The 21,122-nt window shown below is 57.5% G+C and carries 18 protein-coding genes; 8 read left to right on the forward strand and 10 right to left on the reverse strand.

Annotation, left to right across the window (positions count from 1 at the left end):
- The coding region (locus tag QZ517_RS10115; RefSeq protein ID WP_294226097.1) for a DNA translocase FtsK 4TM domain-containing protein at positions 1 to 1,547 on the reverse strand (1,547 nt) is incomplete at its 3' end.
- A gap of 17 nt (positions 1,548 to 1,564) precedes the next feature.
- Positions 1,565 to 2,746 (reverse strand): aminotransferase class I/II-fold pyridoxal phosphate-dependent enzyme, encoded by a 1,182-nt coding sequence (locus QZ517_RS10120; protein ID WP_294226100.1) that lies wholly within the window; start codon positions 2,744 to 2,746, stop codon positions 1,565 to 1,567.
- 173 nt (positions 2,747 to 2,919) lie between these two features.
- On the opposite strand from QZ517_RS10120, the gene smpB reads away from it, so the two are divergent.
- Positions 2,920 to 3,399 carry an SsrA-binding protein SmpB gene (gene smpB, locus QZ517_RS10125; protein ID WP_294226171.1) on the forward strand — a complete coding sequence of 160 codons (480 nt, stop codon included), beginning with the start codon at positions 2,920 to 2,922 and terminating at the stop codon, positions 3,397 to 3,399.
- On the opposite strand, the gene QZ517_RS10130 is transcribed toward smpB, so the two are convergent.
- Positions 3,396 to 4,109, reverse strand: a complete 714-nt coding sequence (locus tag QZ517_RS10130) for a hypothetical protein (RefSeq protein WP_294226103.1) — start codon at positions 4,107 to 4,109, stop codon at positions 3,396 to 3,398. The genes smpB and QZ517_RS10130 overlap by 4 nt on opposite strands.
- Positions 4,110 to 4,274: 165 nt before the next feature.
- Here QZ517_RS10130 and sseA point away from each other — a divergent pair, with 165 nt between their 5' ends.
- The 3 genes from sseA (at position 4,275) to QZ517_RS10145 (ending at position 6,832) form a co-directional block, all read left to right on the forward strand.
- Positions 4,275 to 5,126 carry a 3-mercaptopyruvate sulfurtransferase gene (sseA, locus tag QZ517_RS10135; RefSeq protein ID WP_294226106.1) on the forward strand — a complete coding sequence of 284 codons (852 nt, stop codon included), beginning with the start codon at positions 4,275 to 4,277 and terminating at the stop codon, positions 5,124 to 5,126.
- A complete protein-coding gene (locus tag QZ517_RS10140; protein ID WP_294226109.1) occupies positions 5,126 to 6,310 on the forward strand; it encodes an amino acid aminotransferase in 1,185 nt (394 codons plus the stop codon). Before sseA ends, QZ517_RS10140 begins: the two co-directional genes overlap by 1 nt.
- Before the next feature lie 63 nt (positions 6,311 to 6,373).
- Complete coding sequence (locus QZ517_RS10145) at positions 6,374 to 6,832, forward strand: GAF domain-containing protein (RefSeq protein ID WP_294226112.1); 459 nt, start codon at positions 6,374 to 6,376, stop codon at positions 6,830 to 6,832.
- Here QZ517_RS10145 and QZ517_RS10150 read toward each other — a convergent pair.
- Positions 6,829 to 7,482, reverse strand: coding sequence for an RluA family pseudouridine synthase (locus QZ517_RS10150; protein ID WP_294226116.1), 654 nt, complete (start codon positions 7,480 to 7,482; stop codon positions 6,829 to 6,831). The genes QZ517_RS10145 and QZ517_RS10150 overlap by 4 nt on opposite strands.
- Before the next feature lie 109 nt (positions 7,483 to 7,591).
- Here QZ517_RS10150 and QZ517_RS10155 point away from each other — a divergent pair, with 109 nt between their 5' ends.
- The 3 genes from QZ517_RS10155 to QZ517_RS10165 all read left to right on the forward strand — a co-directional run bounded on the left by QZ517_RS10155 (position 7,592) and on the right by QZ517_RS10165 (position 10,398).
- Positions 7,592 to 8,002: a nuclear transport factor 2 family protein gene (locus QZ517_RS10155; protein WP_294226118.1), complete on the forward strand. Its 411-nt coding sequence runs from the start codon at positions 7,592 to 7,594 to the stop codon at positions 8,000 to 8,002.
- A gap of 92 nt (positions 8,003 to 8,094) precedes the next feature.
- Entirely contained in the window at positions 8,095 to 9,678 is a 1,584-nt protein-coding gene (locus QZ517_RS10160; protein WP_294226120.1) for a DUF2125 domain-containing protein, read from the forward strand.
- Positions 9,679 to 9,681: 3 nt separating this feature from the next.
- Positions 9,682 to 10,398 carry an SGNH/GDSL hydrolase family protein gene (locus tag QZ517_RS10165; RefSeq protein ID WP_294226123.1) on the forward strand — a complete coding sequence of 239 codons (717 nt, stop codon included), beginning with the start codon at positions 9,682 to 9,684 and terminating at the stop codon, positions 10,396 to 10,398.
- On the opposite strand, the gene rarD is transcribed toward QZ517_RS10165, so the two are convergent.
- From rarD to QZ517_RS10195, 6 genes are all read right to left on the reverse strand, one after another.
- Entirely contained in the window at positions 10,399 to 11,307 is a 909-nt protein-coding gene (rarD, locus tag QZ517_RS10170) for an EamA family transporter RarD (protein WP_294226125.1), read from the reverse strand.
- 108 nt (positions 11,308 to 11,415) lie between these two features.
- Positions 11,416 to 13,866, reverse strand: coding sequence for an FAD-dependent oxidoreductase (locus QZ517_RS10175; RefSeq protein ID WP_294226128.1), 2,451 nt, complete (start codon positions 13,864 to 13,866; stop codon positions 11,416 to 11,418).
- A gap of 62 nt (positions 13,867 to 13,928) precedes the next feature.
- Entirely contained in the window at positions 13,929 to 16,388 is a 2,460-nt protein-coding gene (locus tag QZ517_RS10180) for an FAD-dependent oxidoreductase (protein WP_294226131.1), read from the reverse strand.
- Between the two features lie 11 nt (positions 16,389 to 16,399).
- Positions 16,400 to 17,023, reverse strand: a complete 624-nt coding sequence (locus tag QZ517_RS10185; RefSeq protein WP_294226134.1) for a LysE family translocator — start codon at positions 17,021 to 17,023, stop codon at positions 16,400 to 16,402.
- Positions 17,024 to 17,025: 2 nt separating this feature from the next.
- On the reverse strand, positions 17,026 to 17,397 hold the full coding sequence (locus tag QZ517_RS10190; RefSeq protein WP_294226136.1) for a GFA family protein: 372 nt from the start codon (positions 17,395 to 17,397) through the stop codon (positions 17,026 to 17,028).
- A gap of 10 nt (positions 17,398 to 17,407) precedes the next feature.
- Positions 17,408 to 17,980, reverse strand: a complete 573-nt coding sequence (locus QZ517_RS10195; RefSeq protein ID WP_294226138.1) for an XRE family transcriptional regulator — start codon at positions 17,978 to 17,980, stop codon at positions 17,408 to 17,410.
- Between the two features lie 140 nt (positions 17,981 to 18,120).
- Between QZ517_RS10195 and QZ517_RS10200 the strand changes: the two genes are divergently transcribed.
- Positions 18,121 to 21,042: an error-prone DNA polymerase gene (locus tag QZ517_RS10200; protein ID WP_294226174.1), complete on the forward strand. Its 2,922-nt coding sequence runs from the start codon at positions 18,121 to 18,123 to the stop codon at positions 21,040 to 21,042.
- The last annotated feature ends 80 nt before the right edge of the window (positions 21,043 to 21,122 follow it).

The following is a 21,122-nucleotide window of genomic DNA, read 5'->3' on the forward strand; positions in this document are numbered from 1 at the left end:
GAAACAATCTCACCCTTCACGCCATAGTCATCCAGAACGGATTCCAGCATGCGGGCGTTTTCTTCGAGCGCGTCATCAGAGAGGTGATGCCGTTGAATTTCAATCGGACTTTCCAAGAGGCCCAGCGGTGGCAATTCATACTCGGACTGGGTTTCCTCAAACGCCAGCGAAGGTTGCGCCTCTGCTTTGGCACGTGTGGACGGCTGCACGGATTTGATGACGCGCGGCTGCACAACTTTCTTGGGTTCCGCGGTTGGAATCGGTGCCATGCGCGGCTGATGAGTTACTGGCTCTGCAATCGGTGCAGCTTCAAAATGCGCAGGCTCATCCACCGGTGCGACATCCATGGTCTGCGGTGTCGCCACATGGGCAGCAACAGCAGCCGTGACCGGTGCGGAGAGCGGCGGCTCTGTGCGGGTCAGGATTGGCGTGGCTGTCAACGGCGGTTCAGCTTGCAGCGGCACGTGATGCTCCGGGGTGTCGTCATCCAGCACCAATGGATCGGGACCACGGCCGCGGCCTTTGGTCAGCGGTTTGTCCTGGTGCAACTCAGGCGGCGCAATTGTAGCACCCTCACGGGCGCGGGTGCGCATCACATCCGCGATCTTTGCGCTGATACGCTCCTCTTCAGGTTTCACGTCCCAATCATCGGAAAAGACGTTTTCTACCAGCTCCGGTTCCGGCATCGACTCTGGCACCGCGTCAGCACGTTTGATTAGCCCGGGCATACGCAGGCGCGGCTTAGGGCGTTCTTCCACGACGGGTTCGTAAGGCTCGGCGACTTCGTCAACCACAGTCTCCTCCCACGCGGCTTGTTCAGCCTCGTAGTGCGCCTGCGCCTCGTCGCGGCGCTCCATGCGGCGGGCTTGCGCGGTTTTGGCCGCCTGGACCGCACCAGAGGCGCTGTGACCCAACAGGCGCATAATGCCGTCATAGGTCAGCACCAGACCAATCATGAAGCGACGCGCAATGTTGCCCAGCTCGTTACGTGTGAATCCCAAAACAAACGCACAGGAAAGCACAAACACGACGCCGGCCAGCATGGACATGAGCTTCACGCCGGATTGTGCACCAATTGGCAGGATGGTCAGCAGCGCGCCCATGACGGTGTCGCCAAACAGACCGCCAAGGCCAAAGGCGTGAATCCACTCGGCACCCGGCGCCAGCGTAGAGGCGTAGATTGACGCCAGAGCCAGCATAATCGGTGCAAAAATGATGCGGCTTTGCGCACGCTCTTCGCCAAAGTGAAACGCAAAGCGCACGCCCCAGACCCCAAGGATCAGTGGCAAGCCAAAGCTGCCCCAACCGACGATGATGAACAACGGTGCCGCGATAGATGCGCCCAAACGGCCCAACAGGTTTTCCACTGGCGCATCGGTCACAGAAATCCAGCTTGGGTCTGTTGGAGAATACGAGAGAATTGTAGCCGCCAGCACAATTGCCACTGCAATCAATGCAATGCCAATCAGCTCTTTGCCGCGTTTTTCCACTGCGGCCTGGGTTGCGCTATCCAACAAGGGTCCGCGTCCGCGCGCTTGATATGCCATGATCCACCTCGTTTTTCTTATCCGTAGAGACAGTTACGCAGCTTGGTCAGCGCGTCTGCCACTTCGTTTTGGGGGGCTATGAGAGCAACCCGGATGTATGTCTTACCGGGATTCACCCCGTTCACGTCCCGACTCAGATAGGCGCCGGGTAGCACCCGGATGCCCGTCTCCGTCCACGCTTTGAGAGCGGCTTCTTCGCCATCTTCGACCGGCATCCATAGGAAAAATCCAGCATCGGGACTTTTATACCCGGGCACATCAGCGAAGATTTTGTCAGCGAGATCAAATTTCTCCGCGTAAAGGCGGCGGTTTTCGATCACATGGTCTTCGTCGTTCCAGACTTTTTCAGCCGCCTTTTGCAAAGGCAGCGGCAACGGGGCACCAGAATAGGCGCGCAGTTGTTTGATGCGGCGCAGGCTTTCAGGGCCACCGGCGACAAAACCGGACCGCAGGCCCGGCAGATTGCTGCGTTTGCTGAGCGAATGGAAAATCAACACGCGCTCAGGGTCAGCGCCAACCTCTTTGGCAACTTCAAGCGCACCGGGAGGCGGCGTGTCGCGGTAGATCTCGGAGTAGCATTCGTCGGCAAAAATCTGGAAATCATGCTTTTCCGCTAGCGCGATCAGTGCCTTCCAATAATCCCGGTCAGCAACAGCGCCCTGGGGGTTGGCTGGCGAGCAGATGTAAGCAATCGCCACGCGATTGAGATCATCCTCAGACAAAGACGCGATATCTGGCAGGTGGTCACTGGCGTCAGTTGCGGGCACAAAACGCGCCTCAGCACCCACCGATTGCGCGGCCACGGCATAGACCTGGTAAAACGGATTTGGTGTCAGGATCAGCGGCTGTTGGCCGTTTTTCTTTTCCGGGCAAAGCGCCATGGCGGCGTTGTACAGCCCTTCGCGGGTGCCGTTGAGCGCCATAACTTGCGTCGCGGCATCCACCTTCACACCATAGCGGCGGTCAATCCAGCCTGCGATCGCGGATTGCAACTCAGGCGTGCCGTCGTTGGGGGGATACCGGTTAAAGCCTTCCGCATGGGCCGCAATTTCATCGGTCACCCAGGCAGGGAACGCATGTTTGGGTTCGCCAATGGTCATGTGCACCACGGGGCCGCCAGGCTCCAAATGGTCAAGCAGCGCCCGCAGACGCGGAAACGCATAAGCCGGTAGGTTCGAAAACCGCTCGGGGAAAGTCATATTCGTACTGCCTCAATATCGGGATCATAACGCCCCGTTTTTTCCTAAGGTACCCAAAGGCCTGAGGTGCGTCCACTAAAATGCCGTCCAAATTTGGGCTTGTGTCCTATGCGCCACCCTCTCGGTTTGCGACCATGGACACTGCGGCTGGGGCGGGGTATGCCACGTGCATTATGGCCCAGACACAAAAGAACTCTGACCCGAATTACAAAGTGATCGCCGAAAACCGGCGGGCACGGTTTGATTATGCCATCGAGGATGATCTCGAAGTGGGCATTATTTTGTCCGGGTCTGAAGTGAAAGCACTGCGTGAGAAATCCGGCAATATTGCGGAAAGCTATGCTGCGGTTGAGGACGGCGAGCTGTGGTTGGTGAACTCCTACATCGCGCCATATGAGCGGGCGATGTTCCCCCATATGGAGCGACGCAAGCGCAAGCTGTTGGTTAGCAAAAAGCAGCTGTCAAATTTGTGGAATGCAACCCAGCGCAAGGGCATGACAATTGTCCCTATCGTGATGTACTTCAATCACAAAGGCCTTGTGAAAATGAAGGTTGGCATCGGCAAGGGTAAGAAAAACCACGACAAACGTGCCACCGACGCCAAACGGGATTGGGGCCGTCAGAAACAACGACTACTGCGCCACGGCGACTAAGTAGCCGCGTAGGCTTGCAACCACATCTGATCTATCTGTGCAATTTTGTCCGGGTCTATTTGATCCAGGATTTCCCAATACCGCCCACTTGGCGCGTCATATCCGAGTGCGGCCTCCGCTTGGTGAATTTTGTTCACCAAAAACACAGGCTGCACCACCGGAACTGACAAGTCTCGCAGCTGGGCGACGTGAAACCGTTCGTACGGCAGCACGCTGTCAAGCCGGGAGAGGTTGACGCAGGTACAGCCATGCGCTGCCGCGATAAGCCCCAACCGTGCGGCCTTGGCCTCCAAGCTTTGTAAAGACACATCTTCGCGCAAGGGATCAGCCGTGCCGGTACCGTAAAAATGTGTATGACCAACCGTTGGATAGATCATGTCGCATCCAATAAAGGCCAACACTTTGGGTTTGAACGCCCCGAGCGCCCAATAGGCCGCAGTAAAGGCCATAGTACCGCCCGCAAAAAGCACGCCGCCAAAAGCGTTGTTCTGCGGCACGTAGTCTTGATAAGTCACTTCGGTTTGCGTGCAAGACTGTGATGGTGGATGGCGCTCCTCTGGGAAGTCCTCAGGGTGGATGAAATGGCTCCAACCAGGGCGAATGCGCCAAGCATTGTTGAGCACCACCAGGTGATCAAACATGTCCCGCGACCAGCCCACAGCCTCTGTCGCATTAGGGCCGCTACCCAATATTATCACAACGTCTTGCATTGGTTTGTCCCTGTTCGCTCGCCCAAGTTAGCGAGATCCTGAGGCGGCGGTTCAAGAAAATTGCGCGACGCGCCCTATTACTTTGTCGTGTGTTGCGACGCCGCCCTTGCCTCTCGCCCACGCCAGTTGTAGGCAATGACACAGACGTGACAGAAGAGGGATACCATGTCTGACGATCCCAAAACGCTTGTTTCGACTGAGTGGCTGGCCGCTCATCTCAAAGACCCGGATTTGCGCCTTTTGGACGCCTCTTGGTATTTGCCGGACATGGGCCGCAATGGCCGTGAAGAATTTGCCGAGGTGCATATCCCCGGCGCGCGTTTCTTTGACATTGACGATATATCTGATGGGCGCAGCGACTTACCGCACATGGTGCCGCCGGTTGAGAAATTCATGTCCCGGCTACGCGCCATGGGTGTGGGCGATGGCCATCAGATAGTAGTCTACGACGGATCGGGAATTTTCTCTGCGGCGCGGGTTTGGTGGCTGTTCAAGTTGATGGGGCAAAAAGACGTGGCCGTACTCGACGGTGGTCTGCCGAAATGGATTGCCGAAGGCCGACCAACAGATGACATGCCACCGGTGATCCGCGACCGCCACATGACTGTGCGACGTCAGAACCACATGGTGCGGGATGTGACACAGGTGTCGCATGCGGCCAAGCTGGCCGATCACGAGATCATTGATGCGCGCGGTCCGTCGCGCTTTGCAGGCTCTGAACCGGAGCCGCGTGCCGGCCTGCGTGCCGGGCATATCCCGGGCAGCAAGAACGTGCACTATGCGACACTCATGCAGGACGGGGTGATGAAGTCCCCCGAAGAGCTGCGCGCGGTGTTTGAAGCCGCCAATATTGATTTGTCCAAACCCGCCATCACCAGCTGTGGATCCGGTGTCACTGCCGCGATCCTGTGCCTTGCGATGGAGCGGTTCGGCAAGACCGACCATTCCCTTTATGATGGATCCTGGACCGAGTGGGGCGCCTTCCCCACCCTGCCCGTAGCAACCGGAGAAGCGTGATGCTCACCAACCTCAAAGAGCAGCCCAAAGACAAAATCCTTGGCCTGATGGCCATGTACCGCGACGACCCACGTCCCACCAAGGTGGATCTGGGTGTTGGCGTATACAAAAATGCCGACGGGGTGACCCCGGTGATGCGTGCCGTCAAAGCTGCTGAGCGCAAGATTGTCGCGGAGCAGCCTTCCAAAGCCTACACTGGCCTTGCTGGTGATCCAGCCTATGCCGATGCGATGATCGACATGCTGCTGGCGGGTGCGGTGGATCGCGACCGTCTGGCCGCAGTGGCGACCCCGGGTGGCACCGGCGCTATCCGTCAAGCGTTTGAGTTGATCAAAATGGCCAACCCAAAAGCGCGTGTGTTTGTGTCTGATCCCACATGGCCAAACCACGTCAGCATTCTGGGCTACCTTGGCATCGAGATCGTGAAATACCGCTATTTTGACGACGAAACCCGTGCCGTGAACTTTGGCGGCATGATGGCTGATTTGGCGGATGTGACCAGCGACGACGTAGTGCTGCTGCACGGCTGCTGCCACAACCCTACAGGTGCCAACCTGACGCTGGCTCAGTGGCAGTCTGTAATCGACCTGATCAACGAAAAAGGCTGCACGCCGATGATCGACATAGCCTATCAGGGCTTTGGTGACGGTTTGGAAGAAGATGCAGCGGCCACGCGTTTGGTGGCAAAATCAGTGCCTGAACTGCTGATTGCCGCCTCCTGCTCCAAGAACTTCGGCATCTACCGCGAGCGCACAGGCCTGTTGATCGCGATGAGCGAAAAGGCGGAGAACACCGCGGTGACACAGGGCAACCTGAACCACCTGAACCGCCAGAACTTCTCTTTCCCACCGGATCACGGCGCGCGTGTTGTGACCACCATTCTGACCGATCCTGAGTTGAAGGCGGACTGGATGGCAGAGCTGGAAGAAACCCGTCTGGGTATGCTAGCGCTGCGGGAACAGTTGGCGGCAGAACTCAAACGTCTGAGCAACTCAGACCGCTTTGGCTTTCTTGCGCAGCACCGGGGCATGTTCTCTCGCCTTGGTACCACACCAGACCTGGTAGAGAAAATCCGCGTTGATAACGCGATTTACATGGTCAGCGACAGCCGCATGAACATCGCGGGCCTGAACGCGCACACCGTGCCGGTTCTGGCCAAAGCCATTGTTGAGGCTGGCGTATAAGCCGTACACTTTTGATCGCGCGCCTGGGGTTCTAGGCGCGCGATTTTCTTTTGAGGTTCCGACATGCGCATCAACTACACCACTCTGTTCAAAACCATTGCGTCCTTGACCGAAGGCGAAACCGATGCCGTCGCGTTGATGGCGACGGTGGCCTGCGAAGTGCACCATGCGGACGATAGGTTTGATTGGACAGGATTTTACCGGGTGGTTGCGCCGGAGCTGCTCAAGATTGGCCCTTACCAAGGTGGTCATGGCTGTTTGGTGATCCCGTTTTCGCGTGGTGTTTGCGGCGCGGCAGCGCGCACTGGTGAGGTGCAACTTGTACCGGATGTCGAGGCGTTTCCGGGGCATATCGCCTGTGCATCTTCAACCCGTTCGGAATTGGTGTTGCCGGTTTGGAATGGGGCGGGCGATCTGTTGGGGGTGTTTGACATCGACAGCGATCAGCCGGATGCCTTCACTTTGGAAGACGCGGATCAGATGGCGCTTATTCTAGCTGCGGCCTTTCAAAACGCCGCTTAAAACGGCGCTTTGGCGCGGAACGACATGCCCTTGCCGCTCTCTGGGTGGCTGATGCGCAGTTCCTCAGAATGCAGCATCAGGCGGTCAAACGCCCGCGCATCTCCTTTGGCATAAAGCGGATCCCCCAAGATCACATGGCCAAGCGCAAGCATGTGCACGCGCAGCTGATGACTGCGGCCGGTTTTCGGCGTCAGGCGCACACGGGTTTCGCTGTCTTTAACCTTGAGAACACGCCAGTCGGTGTGTGCTGGTTTGCCGTTTTCATGATCCACCATCTGCAATGGTCGGTTTGGCCAGTCCACAATCAACGGAAAATCCACAGTGCCGCTTTTCTCCGCCATTTGCCCCCAGACCCGCGCAACGTAGGTCTTTTTGGTTTTGCGCTCTTCAAACTGTTTGGACAGATGCCGTTGTGCGTGCGGCGTCAGTGCAAAGACCATCACGCCAGAGGTGTCCCGGTCCAATCGGTGCACGAGCAGTGCCGTTGGAAAGGCCACCTGAATCCGCGTCAAAAGACAATCCGCCAGATGCGCACCGCGCCCCGGTACCGACAATAGGCCGGCAGGTTTGACGACCACGACAATGTCGCTGTCCTCATGCAAGACAACAAGCGGGTCCATCGGCGGGTCATAAGGTGTGATCTCTGTCATGGCGCCCGACATAGGGCTTTGACAGCGTGGCGGCAACCCAACGTCAACCTTGAGTTACGCGTGGGGATCGGCAGGCTGTCCAAAACGGGACTTGAGGGAGAGGCGGATCATGCACCCAACAATCGTGCGCATGCAGGAGGTTGTTGCCAAAGGCAACGAAGAGGATATCAAAGGCTTGCTGGCCGAAGACGCTACATTTCAACCACCGACGTATTGGGCAACCTGGACCGGGCGCGATGCTGTGGCCGCCGTGTTGGGCCATGTCGGACAGGTGTTCAGCGAGTTCCGGTATCGCCGCGTCATGGGGGATGGCAACGACTGGGCGCTGGAATTTCAGTGCAAAGTTGGCGAGCTGGACTGTGTGGGTGTGGACTTGATCACATTGAATGAGGCAGGCGACATCCAGCATTTTGAAGTGGTCATGCGACCTTACAAGACGATTGGCGCCTTGCGAGAAGCGATGAACAGGCGGGTGATGTCTGACGCGCGGTTCCTCAAGTTTAAAGACGCGATGCGTTGATCAACGGATTGGCAACCAACCGCATTTGACACACTTGTCGGAGATCGCGCACCCGCATAGGGTGTGCGAAACATTGGACTGGGACACTCAGAATGCTTTCAAAAACCCACATTTTCAGCTCGGCTGTTTTATTTGCTTTGCTGCCATCGTCATCGGTTCTGGCCGATGTTGTTGCGCAAGATGTTTGGAAAAACCTAAACGCCCACGCCAGCGCATTTGGCGGCACTTTGACAGCGAACCTTGAGGAAACTGACACAGGCCTCACGATCACACAGGTGACCTATCATGTTGGCATGTCTCTTCCTGCGATGGGGGCAAACAACAGCCCAACACCCCTTTTTGACGCCAAACTTCAGCTGCCGGATCTGACCCTTGTCAACAAATCTGACGGCACAGTTTCCATCAGCGTCCCGGCCTCAACAATCACCGCTGCGCAGATCAACTTTCCTGAAATGGAGCAAGAGCTGTTGTTTGAGATGCAGATGGCGTCGAACGATTTGATCAGCGTTGCGGCAGGCAAGGCGGGCGAGGTCACCTACACCACATCTGCAACCACCATCGCCTACTCCGGCGACTTCGTACTGCCGGAGGCCCTGTTCGAAGGCGCCCAAGGTGACTCTCAAGTGTCCATGCAGATGGAGACACATAATGTTGCCTCTGTTGTGACCATCACAGAAGGTGCGGTGTTGAAGATGACGTCCAATGGGAGCATTGGCGTCACCACGATGCACACCGAAACGCGGTCTTCTGCCGGTGACGGCATGCTGAGCATTCAAAAGAGCACAACCCACGATCAGAAAACGCGGGCCAATCTTTCTTTGCCAACAGAAAACCTAAACCTGTTCAACCTGGCTGATGCGCTGGATCGCGGGCTTGAGCTCGCTGCACGTGTTACCAGCGGTGCCGCCTCTCAGGTGGAGACGGTTACGTTGGGCGAAGAGGTGATTTCCCAAAGCGATGTGTCCGCGGCCTCTTCCGGTGTGGAACTTGCTTTCACCAACCAAGGGTTTTCGATGGCAATGGAAGCTGAAGAGGCCCATGTTTCCGCTGAGATCCCGATGCTGTTGCCAACCACATTGTCAGGTTCGCTGAAAGAAGCTGCCTTCAGCTTGGCCCTACCGCTGCGCAAGTTGGATACGGCGGGTCTCTTTGAGTATTCAACGCGGTTTGTTGGAGCCGAGCTTGATGACAGCGTTTGGGCGCTGTTTGATCCATCAGGCGCCCTGCCCCATGATCCCGCAATGTTTGAAATGGACGTGACCGGCACCGTCACATCCAAAGTGGAGTGGCTGAATCTCCTCGATGTACCTGATGCCATGTCGGCCTTGGGAGGTGAATTGCCTTTTGAGCCAGAGAACCTGACGATCAAAACGCTGGCCCTTGAGGCAGCTGGCGCCAAGCTCAGAGCTTCCGGGGCATTTACGTTTGATGTGACCGACCTGAAAACCTATGGTGGGATCCCACGTCCGGATGGGCAAATCGAAGTCGACATCCAAGGCCTGAACGCGCTTCTGGATACGTTGATCTCTATGGGGCTGGTGGCAGACTCTGATGCCATGGGCGCTCGTATGATGCTGGCGACGGTTACGAAGGCTGTGGGTGAAGACCACCTGACCTCAAAGGTTGAGATGTCTCCAGAGGGTCACGTTCTCGCAAACGGCAACCGTCTGAAATAACCCATGCGACCGCAGCTGGACCAAGTCATACGCATCCCCCTCGCACCGCTGCTTGTAGCGCAGGCGATTGGCGTTCGACGGCGAGCCAACACCCTGTCAGAGCCCCCCGGTGCGCGGGAGGGATGTGACGGCTCCGGGACATCCCTGCGGCTTTTGATCCTCGGAGACAGCTCTGCCGCAGGCGTTGGCGCACGCACGCAAGACGCGGCGTTGTCAGGGCGGTTGGTCGCGGCGCTATCTACGGATTTTGCCGTCAGATGGAGGCTGATTGGTGAAACCAGCGCCACAACGGGTGTGACACTGAAGCGGTTGGCGGCAATTGAAACCACTCCGTTTGATGTGGTTGTGTCGGCCCTTGGCGTGAATGATGTGACACGCGGCAACAGGCGAGGCCTTTGGCAAAAACAACAGCGGCAACTGGCAAAAGTGTTGACCACAAGGTTTGGCGCAAAGCTAATTATCGCCTCAGGACTGCCGCCCATGGGCGCCTATCCAGAGTTGCCACAGCCGCTGCGCTGGGTGATCGGGCAACAGGCGCAACGCTTAGACAGCGCCCTTGCGGAGGTCTGCGAGGGACACTCTGTGATGACACACCTGCCGATTGAGGTGCCGTTTGAACCCCGGTTTCAAGCGGAAGATGGCTATCACCCATCAGAGGAAGCCTATGCGTTGTGGGGACAATTGATAGCCACGCACATTCGCAAACACCTCAAAGGCTGATCACCGGCGGGCGCGGCGCAGGTCGCGGATCATCGGGATAGAGTAAACCACCAAAGCCGCCCAAATCATTGGGAAGGCAATCATGCGGGCGCTGCCAAACGGCTCGTCAAACACAAAAACAGCCATCAAAAAGATCATGGTGGGCGCAATGTATTGCATGATGCCAATGGTAGACAGCCGCAGAAGCTTGGCACCATTGGCATAAAACAACAGCGGCACAGCAGTAACCACACCACAGCCCATCAGCAGGAATGTGTCGCGCATGGTTCCAGCAAAGTGACCCTGCCCTTGCGACGTCAGCCACAGCAAATACGCAACCGCCGGAATGGTGAGAATGATCACTTCCAGCAAGAAACCTTGATTGGGCCCAACAGGCAGAGATTTCTTGAAAAAGGCATAAAAGCCCCAAGATATGGTGAGGGCAAGCGCCGCCCACGGCAAACTGCCCGCATCAATCCAAAGCACACCAACCGCAGCGGCAGCCAACGCAACCGCAACCCACTGCAGACGTGTCAGTTTTTCGCCCAGCAACATCGACGCCAGCGCAATGCTGAACAGCGGGTTGATGTAATACCCCAGTGCGGCGTCCAGCGCGCGGTCGTTGGCGATGGACCAGACATAAACACCCCAGTTCACCGTGATCAGCGCGGCAGTGACACAGGCCATAGCCAGCGTGCGGGGATTGCGTAGGGCGGCAACGATATCAGAGGTGCGGCGGAGAATAATCAACACAAGTCCGGCAATCGGCACGGACCAGATCACGCGGTGCGCCACCACTTCAAGGGCCGGCATATGGGCCACAAGTTTCATGTAGAGCGGCAAGAACCCCCAAAGGAGATAGGCCGTCATCGCATAGGCAAGCCCCTGTGGCGTGTCGACATTGTCCGGCTGTTCACTGCGCACTGCCATGATGACCTCCCTGTTCGCAACGCTTCTTGTTAGCGGTGTGTCCGAGGGAAGGAAATTCGGTATTTGTGCGGTGAACCATCAGTTTCTGTGATGATTCACCTGTTAAGGTCATACTTTCACCCGTTCTGACTTTGGATCGTACATCGGTTTCAGCGACACTTCGGCGCGCACTTTTGTGCCCATGACGTCAATTTCATAGGTTGAGGCCAGAACTTCAGCGGCTTTTTCACCTGCACAGGGCACATAACCAAGACCAATCGCGCCACCGAGGGTATGACCGTAGTTGCCAGAGCTGAGATACCCAACATATTCGCCGTCCCGCAGGATGGGCTCGTTGTGGAACAACAGCGGCTCCGGATCGGTCAGTTTGAACTGCACAAGCCGGTTTTGCGGACCACTTTCTTTGCGTGCGATCACCGACTCGCGGCCAATGAAGTCTGGCTTGTCGGTCTTCACGGCAAAGCCAAGACCCGCGTCCACCACGTGATCTTCGCAAGTAATGTCATGGCCAAAGTGGCGGAAGCCTTTTTCGATGCGACAGCTGTCCATCATGTGTATGCCGCATAGCTTCAAGTCTAAGTCCTGACCGGCCTCCAAAAGCGTTTCAAAGGCGTGACCGGCCATGTCGGAGGAGACATAGATCTCCCAACCCAGTTCTCCCACGTAGGTCACGCGGTGCGCACGGGCGAGGCCCATGCCCAGCTCGATCTCTTGTGCCGTGCCAAAGGGGTTGGTCGCGTTGGAGAAATCGGCCGGCGAGGCTTTTTCCAGCAGTTTTCGGGCGTTTGGCCCCATGATCGCCAGCACACCTTCACCCGGAGTGACATCGGTGATCACCACGTTGAAGGTGCCTTTATGACGCTCCATCCAGGTTTGGTCGGCAAGCCGTGTGGCAGCAGGGGTGACCACTAGATAGCTGGTTTCGGTGAGGCGGGTGACGGTCACGTCGGCTTCAATCCCGCCGCGACGGTTGAGGAATTGGGTGTAGACAATTTTGCCGCTTGGCACCGAATAGTCACCACCTCCGACATAGTTCAGGAAGGCTTCGGCGTCCGGACCTTCGACCCGAATTTTGCCAAAAGATGACATGTCGTACATGCCGACGTTTTCACGCACGGCACGGTGTTCCGCAGCAGAGTTTTCAAACCAGTTTTGGCGTTTCCACGTGTATTGGTATTCGCGTTCCTGACCTTCAATGGCAAACCAATTGGCGCGCTCCCAGCCCGCCAATTCGCCAAAGACGGCACCCTGTTCTTTCAAGTGATGATGGAACGGGGTGCGGCGCACGCCGCGGGCGGTGGCTTTTTGACGGTAGGGGTAGTGATCAGCATAGAGCAGGCCTAACGTCTCCTTGGAGCGCTCAAACAGATAAGTTTTATTACCCTGAAACGGCTGCATGCGGGAGATGTCCACATCACCAAGATCAAACGGTTTCTCGCCGGCATCCATCCATTGCGCCAGCGCCATGCCTGCGCCGCCAGCGGATTGGATGCCAATCGAGTTAAACCCGGCCGCCACCCAAACATTGTCCATCTCTGGGGCAAGGCCAAGGTGGTAGGCGTCATCCGGGGTGAAGCTTTCTGGACCGTTGAAGAAGGTGTGGATGCCCGCTTCCGCCAACATCGGCATGCGGTTCACCGCCGCTTCGAGAATGGGTTCAAAGTGGTCGAAATCTTCCGGCAACTGATCAAATTCAAAGGTGTCGGCAATGCCATTCATACCCCAGGGCTTGGCATTTGGCTCAAAAGCCCCGAGCAGAATTTTTCCTGCGTCTTCTTTGTAGTAGGCACATTCATCCGGCACGCGCAGGACCGGCATTTGCGTCAGCTGCGGGATGTTTTCAGTGACGATGTAGAAGTGCTCACAGGCGTGCAGAGGCACATTTACACCGGCCATTCGACCAACCTCGTGGCCCCACATACCGGCACAGTTCACAATCATATCGCAGGCGATATGGCCTTGTTCTTCGCCATCGTCAGACACCCAATCCACGCCCGTTACCTTGCGGCCCGCCTTGGCGATATTGGTGACTTTCACCCGCTCTTTGACCGTTGCCCCCATCTGTCGCGCACCTTTGGCCAGCGCCAAAGCGATGTTGGCTGGATCGCCTTGACCGTCGAGCGGCAGGTACACGCCTGCCGTGACATCCTCGATGTTGAGGTGGTCGTAGCGGGCTTTGACTTCTGATGGAGAGATTTCCTCAACCTCAACACCAAAGGCGCGGGCCATTGCGGCCTGGCGATAGATCTCTTCTTTACGGTCTTCGGTCAGCGCGACAGTGATCGACCCACAACGCTTGAAGCCTGTGGCCACGCCAGTTTCCGCTTCGAGATTGCCGTAGAGCTCTTGGGAGTATTTTGCGAGCTTGGTCATATTGGCAGTGGCCCGCAATTGCGCGATGAGGCCAGCGGCGTGCCAAGTGGTGCCGGAGGTGAGCTGTTTGCGCTCCAGCAGAACAACATCTTTCCAGCCCAGTTTGGCAAGGTGATAGGCAACAGAACAGCCAACAACCCCGCCACCAATGATGACCACACGGGCTTTGTTCGGGAGATCAACCATAAGCTACGTCCTTTTGTGTTGTTTCGCAGAGCCTACTCCTTGCGACGTGCAGGGAGCGGGTGTCATGCCCGCAATCTTTCATTATTGGGATCCCACATTGGCTGGTCTTCTTGCACCACCGCGTGGTGTTTGGCACCGTAGATTTCGACTTCAAGCTCGGTCCCCGGCGCCGCCAGCTCGGCTGTCACCATGCCCAGCGCAATGGACGCATTAACGCGATAGCCCCAGCCGCCAGAGGTGGTTTCTCCGACAATTTTGCTGCCGTGCCAGATACACGACATGTAGGGGGCGTCCGCCTCACCTGCGTCGACTTTGAGTGTGACAAACGACTTCTTCACGCCCTGTTGTTTTTCGCTCTGGATCGCGGCCTTGCCCGGGAAAACCTGGGGTTTGTCCAGTTTCACAAAGCGCTCCAACCCGCCTTCGAGCAGAGAGTAGTCCGTGGACAAGTCACCCTTCCAAGCGCGGTAACCTTTTTCCAAACGTAGGGAGTTCAGCGCATACATGCCAAACGGTTTGGCACCAGCAGCAATCACCGCATCATATAGTGCGGGCATCTCCGCCATAGGGGCATGAATTTCCCATCCCAGCTCGCCAGCAAAGCTCACGCGGGCCAGTTTGCAGGCAATCCCGGCGACCGTAGCGTCTTGGAACGTCAACCATTTGGCTTGCAAATCAGCCTCAGCTCCCATCGCCTCAAAAATGTCGCGGGACTTTGGACCGGTCACAATCAGGCAGTTGTACTCGCGCGTGTGGTCGGTGAGTTCGATGGATCCATCCGCTGGCAAAGCGTTCCTCAGGATCTCAGAATCATGCCATTGCGCGGTGGCAGCGGTGATCAGGGTGAACTCTTCATCTGAATAGGTGAACACACTCATTTCGGTGACAATGCGGCCACGCTCATCGGAGAAATAGGCCAGTCCGACACGGCCCGGCGACGGAAGCCGAGACGCAGTGAGACCGTTCAACCACTCGGCTGCGCCCTTGCCTTTCACACGGAACCGCGAGAATCCGGGCAGGTCTAGCACACCGCAGTGATCACGCACGGCTTCACATTCTTCTTTCACCCGTTGTTCCCAAGGGCCAGATCGGCCCCAGGTGTGGGTGGCCGCGAGCGAGGTGTCATCGCCGTCTTTGGCAAACCAGTTCGCCCGCTCCCAGCCATTATAGGCCCCCATAACACCGCCAGATGCGACAACCCGGTCATGGACGGGGGAGAGCTTCTTGTCCCGGGCGGCGGGCCATTCGTGATGCGGGAAGTGCATGGCGTATTCGTTTCCGTACACCTCCATGCCTTTTTTCACGCAGTAATCGTGATCGGTGTAATCGGTGTAGCGGCGTGGATCGACGGCCCACATGTCCCATTCAGTGTGGCCATCCACAATCCATTCGGCAAGCACTTTGCCAGCACCGCCCCCTTGCGCGATACCAAACGTGAAGACGCAGTTTTCAAAGGCGTTTTCCACACCTGGCATGGGGCCAATCAGCGGCAGGCCATCTGGTGCGTAGGGGATCGGGCCGTTGATCACCCGGCTAATGCCGGACGTGGCCATTAATGGCACGCGTTCCATGGCGTCAGTGACAATGTCTTCAATTCGATCGAGATCGTCAGACCAGAGTTGGAAGGAAAAATCATCTGGCATTGGGTCCGCATCTGTCTCCCAATGCGCCTTACAATTCGGCTCATAGGGGCCGAGGTTGTAGCCGTGCTTTTCCTGACGCAGATAGTAAGAAATATCCACGTCACGCAGCAGCGGAAGTTTCTTACCCCCATTGGCCTTGGACCAGCCTTCGATTTCTGGGATTTCCTCAGTCAGCAAGTATTGGTGGCTCATCACCATCATTGGCACGGTGCGCCCGCCATAAGGCTTGAACCACTCGCCTACGCGCTGAGCGTAATATCCGGCGGCGTTGACCACATAGTCACAGGCAATTTCACCTTTGTCGGTGTGCACAATCCAAGTTTTGTCTTCTTTCTGGGTCACCCCCGTCGCCGGGCAAAAACGCAGGATTTTCTGCCCCATATCGCGGGCGCCTTTGGCCAGTGCTTGGGTCAGCTGGGCGGGGTCGATGTCGCCATCGGTTGGGTCATAAAGCACGGCTTCAAGGTCATGGGTTTCAAGGAAGGGATAGCGTTCCTTGGTTTCCTCCGGTGTCCACAGTTCCATGGGAATGCCTTGGTAGCGGCCCATCGACAAGGCCCGTTCAAACTCCTGCACACGCTCCTTAGAACGGGCCAGCCGGATAGAGCCGGACTGGTGATACCCCATCGGATAATCGACTTCGTCCCCCAGCCGTGCGTAAAGCTCGGTGGAGTAGCGCTGCATGTTCATGATCGCCCAAGAGGTGGAGAAGGTGGGCACATTACCAGCGGCGTGCCACGTGGAGCCTGCGGTCAGCTCATTCTTTTCCAACAGGACACAGTCCGTCCAGCCTTTCTTGGCCAAATGATACAGACTTGAGGTGCCTACAACACCGCCGCCAATGATGACCACACGGGCCTTGCTTGGAAAATCAGACATGACCGTCTCCCTCAGTCAAAGACAAGTTTTGCTGCCAAGCCGCCAAAGATGACGGCTGCAATTTTGTTCAGAATGCCCGTGGCTTGCTTGAGCTTTGCGCCCACGATGCCCGCAGACAGGCCAATGATCGACACCACCACAAAGCCACCGGAGGCAAACATCACACCGAGGATCACAATCTGTTGCCAGATCGGGCCAACCGCGGGGCTGGTAAATTGTGGTAGGAACGCAAGAATGAAGAGGATGATTTTGGGATTGAGGATGTTGGTCAAAAACCCCCGCCGTACCGCCCGCAGCATGTTGGAACGCCCTTCGATGTTTTTCTCAACCGGTTTGGCCGTCCAGGACTGATACGCCAGCACCACCAGGTAGGCGGCGCCCGCGTAGCGGATCACCAAGAGTGCGGTAGGCGACGCGGCGATCAGCACTGCCAGTCCGGCGGCAGCCAGAGTGATGTGCACCACAAGCCCCAAAGTCACGCCCACAGTGGCGGCAAAGCCCGCCTTGGGGCCGCCTGCAATTCCGCTGGCGATGGTGAACATCATGTCCGCGCCCGGGGTGAGGTACATGACCAGCGACGCGGCCATAAAGGCCCAGAGCGTGACACTGTCCATAAGTGCAAATGTTTCCAGCATAATCAGTCCTTTTGCGGCACACCGTCCGCGAGTGAATAGTAGTCGCCTTTGTCACGGACAAAGATGTGTTTGGTCAGCTCCAGACCGGTTGGGCCGTCTACCGCGCCCAAGGCAAAGCTGGTGGTGTCCTCGTCATGGGCCTTCCAGAATAGGAAAGAGCCGCAGCGGGCGCAGCTGCCGCGTTTGGCGCTTGGACTGGCCTCGAACCACAGCACACTGCCGGTAATGGTCAGGTCACTGTCGGCGACATAAGCCGACGACCAGATGCCACCGGATTGCTTGCGACACTGGCCGCAATGGCACATGGAGGCGCCTTGCGGAGCGGCCTTGGTTTCAAATGTGATGTCGCCACAGAGGCAAGATCCCTTCAGCATTGTGTAGTCCTCAATAAACCGGCGGTGCGATCACCCAGATCGCAACACAGGCATCGTTGTACGGGTTGGACCAGTGGTATTCTTCCCCACGAATGCGGAAGCTGTCGCCTGGACCAACGGAGAAGTCTTGATCGCCAATGCGCAGGTCTAAACGGCCAGAGATGATGTAGCCAACCTCTTGCGTTGGACGCGTGGCGGCATCCTGCATCCTGGAGCGCGGCGCAAAGGTGGAATGCACCATTTCAAAATCATCAGTCAGATCGGGGGACAGCAACTCTTCGACCAAGCCTTCCTCGCTGCCGCCCATCGGACGACGGGCACCTGCGCGGACAACGTAGCCCTGCTCATGCGCTGGCGCGGAAGACTGGCCAAACAACATCGACATCGGCACGCCAAGCACTTTGGCAATCTGGCGCAGGTCGGAAATGGTCGGTTCGGATTTGTCACGCTCCACCTGGCTGAGCCACCCCACTGAGCGGTCCAAAGCCTCTGCCATGTCGGTCAGCGTCAGGCCACGTGCTTTGCGCAAGGCGCGCAAGTCCGCTCCCAGCGTTTGCAAATCTTGTGGCACGTTGTGCAGCATGGCGCGAATCCCGGTGATGAAATTTTTCCCTCGAATTTCACGCTGCACCAGTTTGGTGAAATTTCAAAACATTTTTTCACGCATCGAGAAACTCTCCGGACTCCCAAAGGGAACAAAACGTGAATATAATGGCGATTCTTATGATTGCCGAGCTCTGCATAACATCGAACTTCACGTTTCTCACCGGGGCATCCCATCCGGAGGAGTACATTCGCCGTGCCGCCATGGTGGGATTAGAGGCAATTGCCATTGCGGATGTGAACAGTGTGGCGGGCATTGTACGCAGTCATACCGAGGCGCGTGAAATTGCGCGTGAAGTGCGCGAACGGCGCAATGCAGATGCCGCAACAGGGTTGATTGGTCCGCCCTGCCCGGATCACATTCCACTGCCAGCGAGCGCACCGATCTACGCCACCCCGCGCCTGATGCCAGCGGCCCGACTGGAGTTTAGCGATGCGCCGCCCATCACCGCACTGCCAGAAAACCGGCAAGGCTGGGGCAATCTGTGCCGCCTGCTGTCCAAAGGGCGACTACGGGCGGAAAAAGGCAGCTGTATCCTGCATCTGGGTGATTTGTTGGAGTTTGGCACCGGGTTACAGTTGATCTTGCATCCCCATCCGCACAGGCATCGCAGCCCACGCGGCGCGTGTGATTGGGCCAAACATCTGCCGCAGCTGTCGCGCCGCTTTGCCGGGCGGCTGCAACTGGCGCTGGCGCCGGGATATGACGGCGAGGATGCCACCCGCTTTGCCACCCGTGCGCAGCAGGCGGCACAATTGGGCGTGCCGTTGGTGGCCACCACAATGCCGGTGATGCATCATGGCGGGCGGCGGCGCTTAGCGGATGTGCTGACCGCGGTCCGACAAGGCTGTCGCGTGGACAGTTTGGGGCAAGAGGCGCAGACCAATGGCGAGCGGCGGCTGCGCAGTGCGGGAGAAATGCGACGTCTGTTTGCGGGTCACGAGGCGGCACTGGCGCGGACCACGTGGTTGATGAAGCGCTGCACGTTTTCGCTAGACGAGTTGCGTTACGAATATCCCAGCGAAGTGGCACAGGGCGAAACCCCGACAGATCGGCTGCATCGGCTGACCTACGAAGGGCTGCGCTGGCGTTATCCGCATGGGGCACCGGAGAAAGTGCGTGGCATGCTGGAACACGAACTCGCGCTGATCGGGAAGTTGAAATATGAGCCCTATTTCCTGACCGTGCGCGATGTGGTGCATTTTGCCCGTTCGCGTGAGATCCTCTGCCAAGGGCGCGGAAGTGCCGCAAATTCAGTGGTTTGTTACTGTCTGGGTGTGACCTCGGTCAGCCCAGAAATTGGCACCATGGTGTTTGAACGCTTTGTCAGCGAAGCCCGCGATGAGCCGCCCGATATTGACGTCGACTTTGAACATGAACGCCGCGAAGAGGTGATCCAGCACATCTATGAACGCTATGGGCGCCACCGGGCCGGGCTGTGCGCCACCGTGGTGCACTATCGTGGCAAACGCGCGATCCGCGAGGTCGGCCGCGCCATGGGGCTGATGGAGGACACCATCTCGGCGCTGTCATCGCAGCTTTGGGGGTTCTTCTCCACTGATGCGGTGCAGGACACGCGCATGCGCGAGATTGGGCTGGATCCCAATGACCGGCGCCTGGCGCAGACCATGGCGCTGGTGCAGGAGATCATTGGCTTCCCGCGCCACCTGTCGCAACACGTCGGCGGCTTCATCATGACCGAAGGGCGGCTTGATGAATTGGTGCCAATCGAGAACGCCAGCATGGAGGACCGTACGGTCATTTGCTGGGACAAAGATGACATTGAGAGCCTTGGCATTTTGAAGGTCGATGTGTTGTCGCTTGGCATGCTGACCTGCATTCGCAAGGGCTTTGACATGCTCAAGCGTCACCACGGGATGGACCTCGCATTGTCGACGATTCCACCAGAGGATTCAGTGGTTTATGACATGCTGTGTAAGGCCGACAGCATTGGGGTGTTTCAGGTCGAAAGCCGGGCGCAGATGAATTTTCTGCCGCGGATGAAGCCACGCAATTTCTATGATTTGGTGATCGAGGTGGCGATCATCCGCCCCGGCCCCATTCAGGGCGATATGGTGCATCCCTACATCCGACGGCGCAATGGCGAGGAAACTGTGACCTTCCCGTCTGACGAGTTGGGCGAAGTGTTGGGCAAGACGCTGGGCGTGCCGCTGTTTCAGGAACAGGCCATGCAAATCGCCATCATCGGCGCGGGATTCACGCCGGAGGAAGCTGACCGGCTGCGGCGCTCGCTTGCGACCTTCAAGAAGCACGGAAATGTCAGTGAATTCCGCGATCGTTTTATGCGAGGGATGAGGAAAAATGGCTATGAGGAAGACTTCGCCGCGCGCTGTTTTTCCCAAATCGAGGGCTTTGGATCTTATGGGTTTCCGGAGAGCCACGCGGCCTCTTTTGCACTGTTGGTCTATGCCTCCGCCTGGATCAAATGTCACCATCCCGGCATCTTTGCCTGTGCGCTTCTGAACAGCCAGCCGATGGGGTTTTACGCGCCCGCCCAGATAGTTAGGGATGCCCGAGAACATGGGGTCGAGGTTCGCCCCGTCGATATCAACGAGAGTTTTTGGGACAATGTGATGGAGCCCGACGGGCGTGGTGGACTGGCGCTGCGGCTGGGGTTTCGGCAGGTGCGGCGACTGCGGGAAGAGGACGCCAGTTGGATCACAGCAGCACGGGGCAATGGCTATCAAACGGTGGAGGATGTCTGGCGGCGGGCGGGCATTGATCCACACGTGCTGACGCGGTTGGCGGAGGCGGATGCCTTTGCCTCATTAGGGCTCAAGCGCCGGGAGGCGTTGTGGGAGGCCAAGGCGATCACAGCGGACAAGCCATTGCCTTTGTTTGCAGGGGATATGGACGGCGAAGGCATTCTGGAGCCTGCGGCGATGCTGCCGGAAATGTCCATGGGAGAACAAGTGGTTGAAGACTATGTGGCGATGCGGCTGACCCTGCGCAAACACCCTGTCGCGCTGCTGCGGCACATCCTGACGCCGGGGGAGCCAAACCAGGGATTAACGGACTAAATTCCGCCCAAAATCGCGTCGGTATAACGTCAGTATCACGACTGTATTGCGGAGGTGCGTTTTTGCGCCGAATTGGGTAA

The organism is uncultured Shimia sp. (assembly GCF_913054185.1).
GTDB lineage: Bacteria > Pseudomonadota > Alphaproteobacteria > Rhodobacterales > Rhodobacteraceae > Shimia.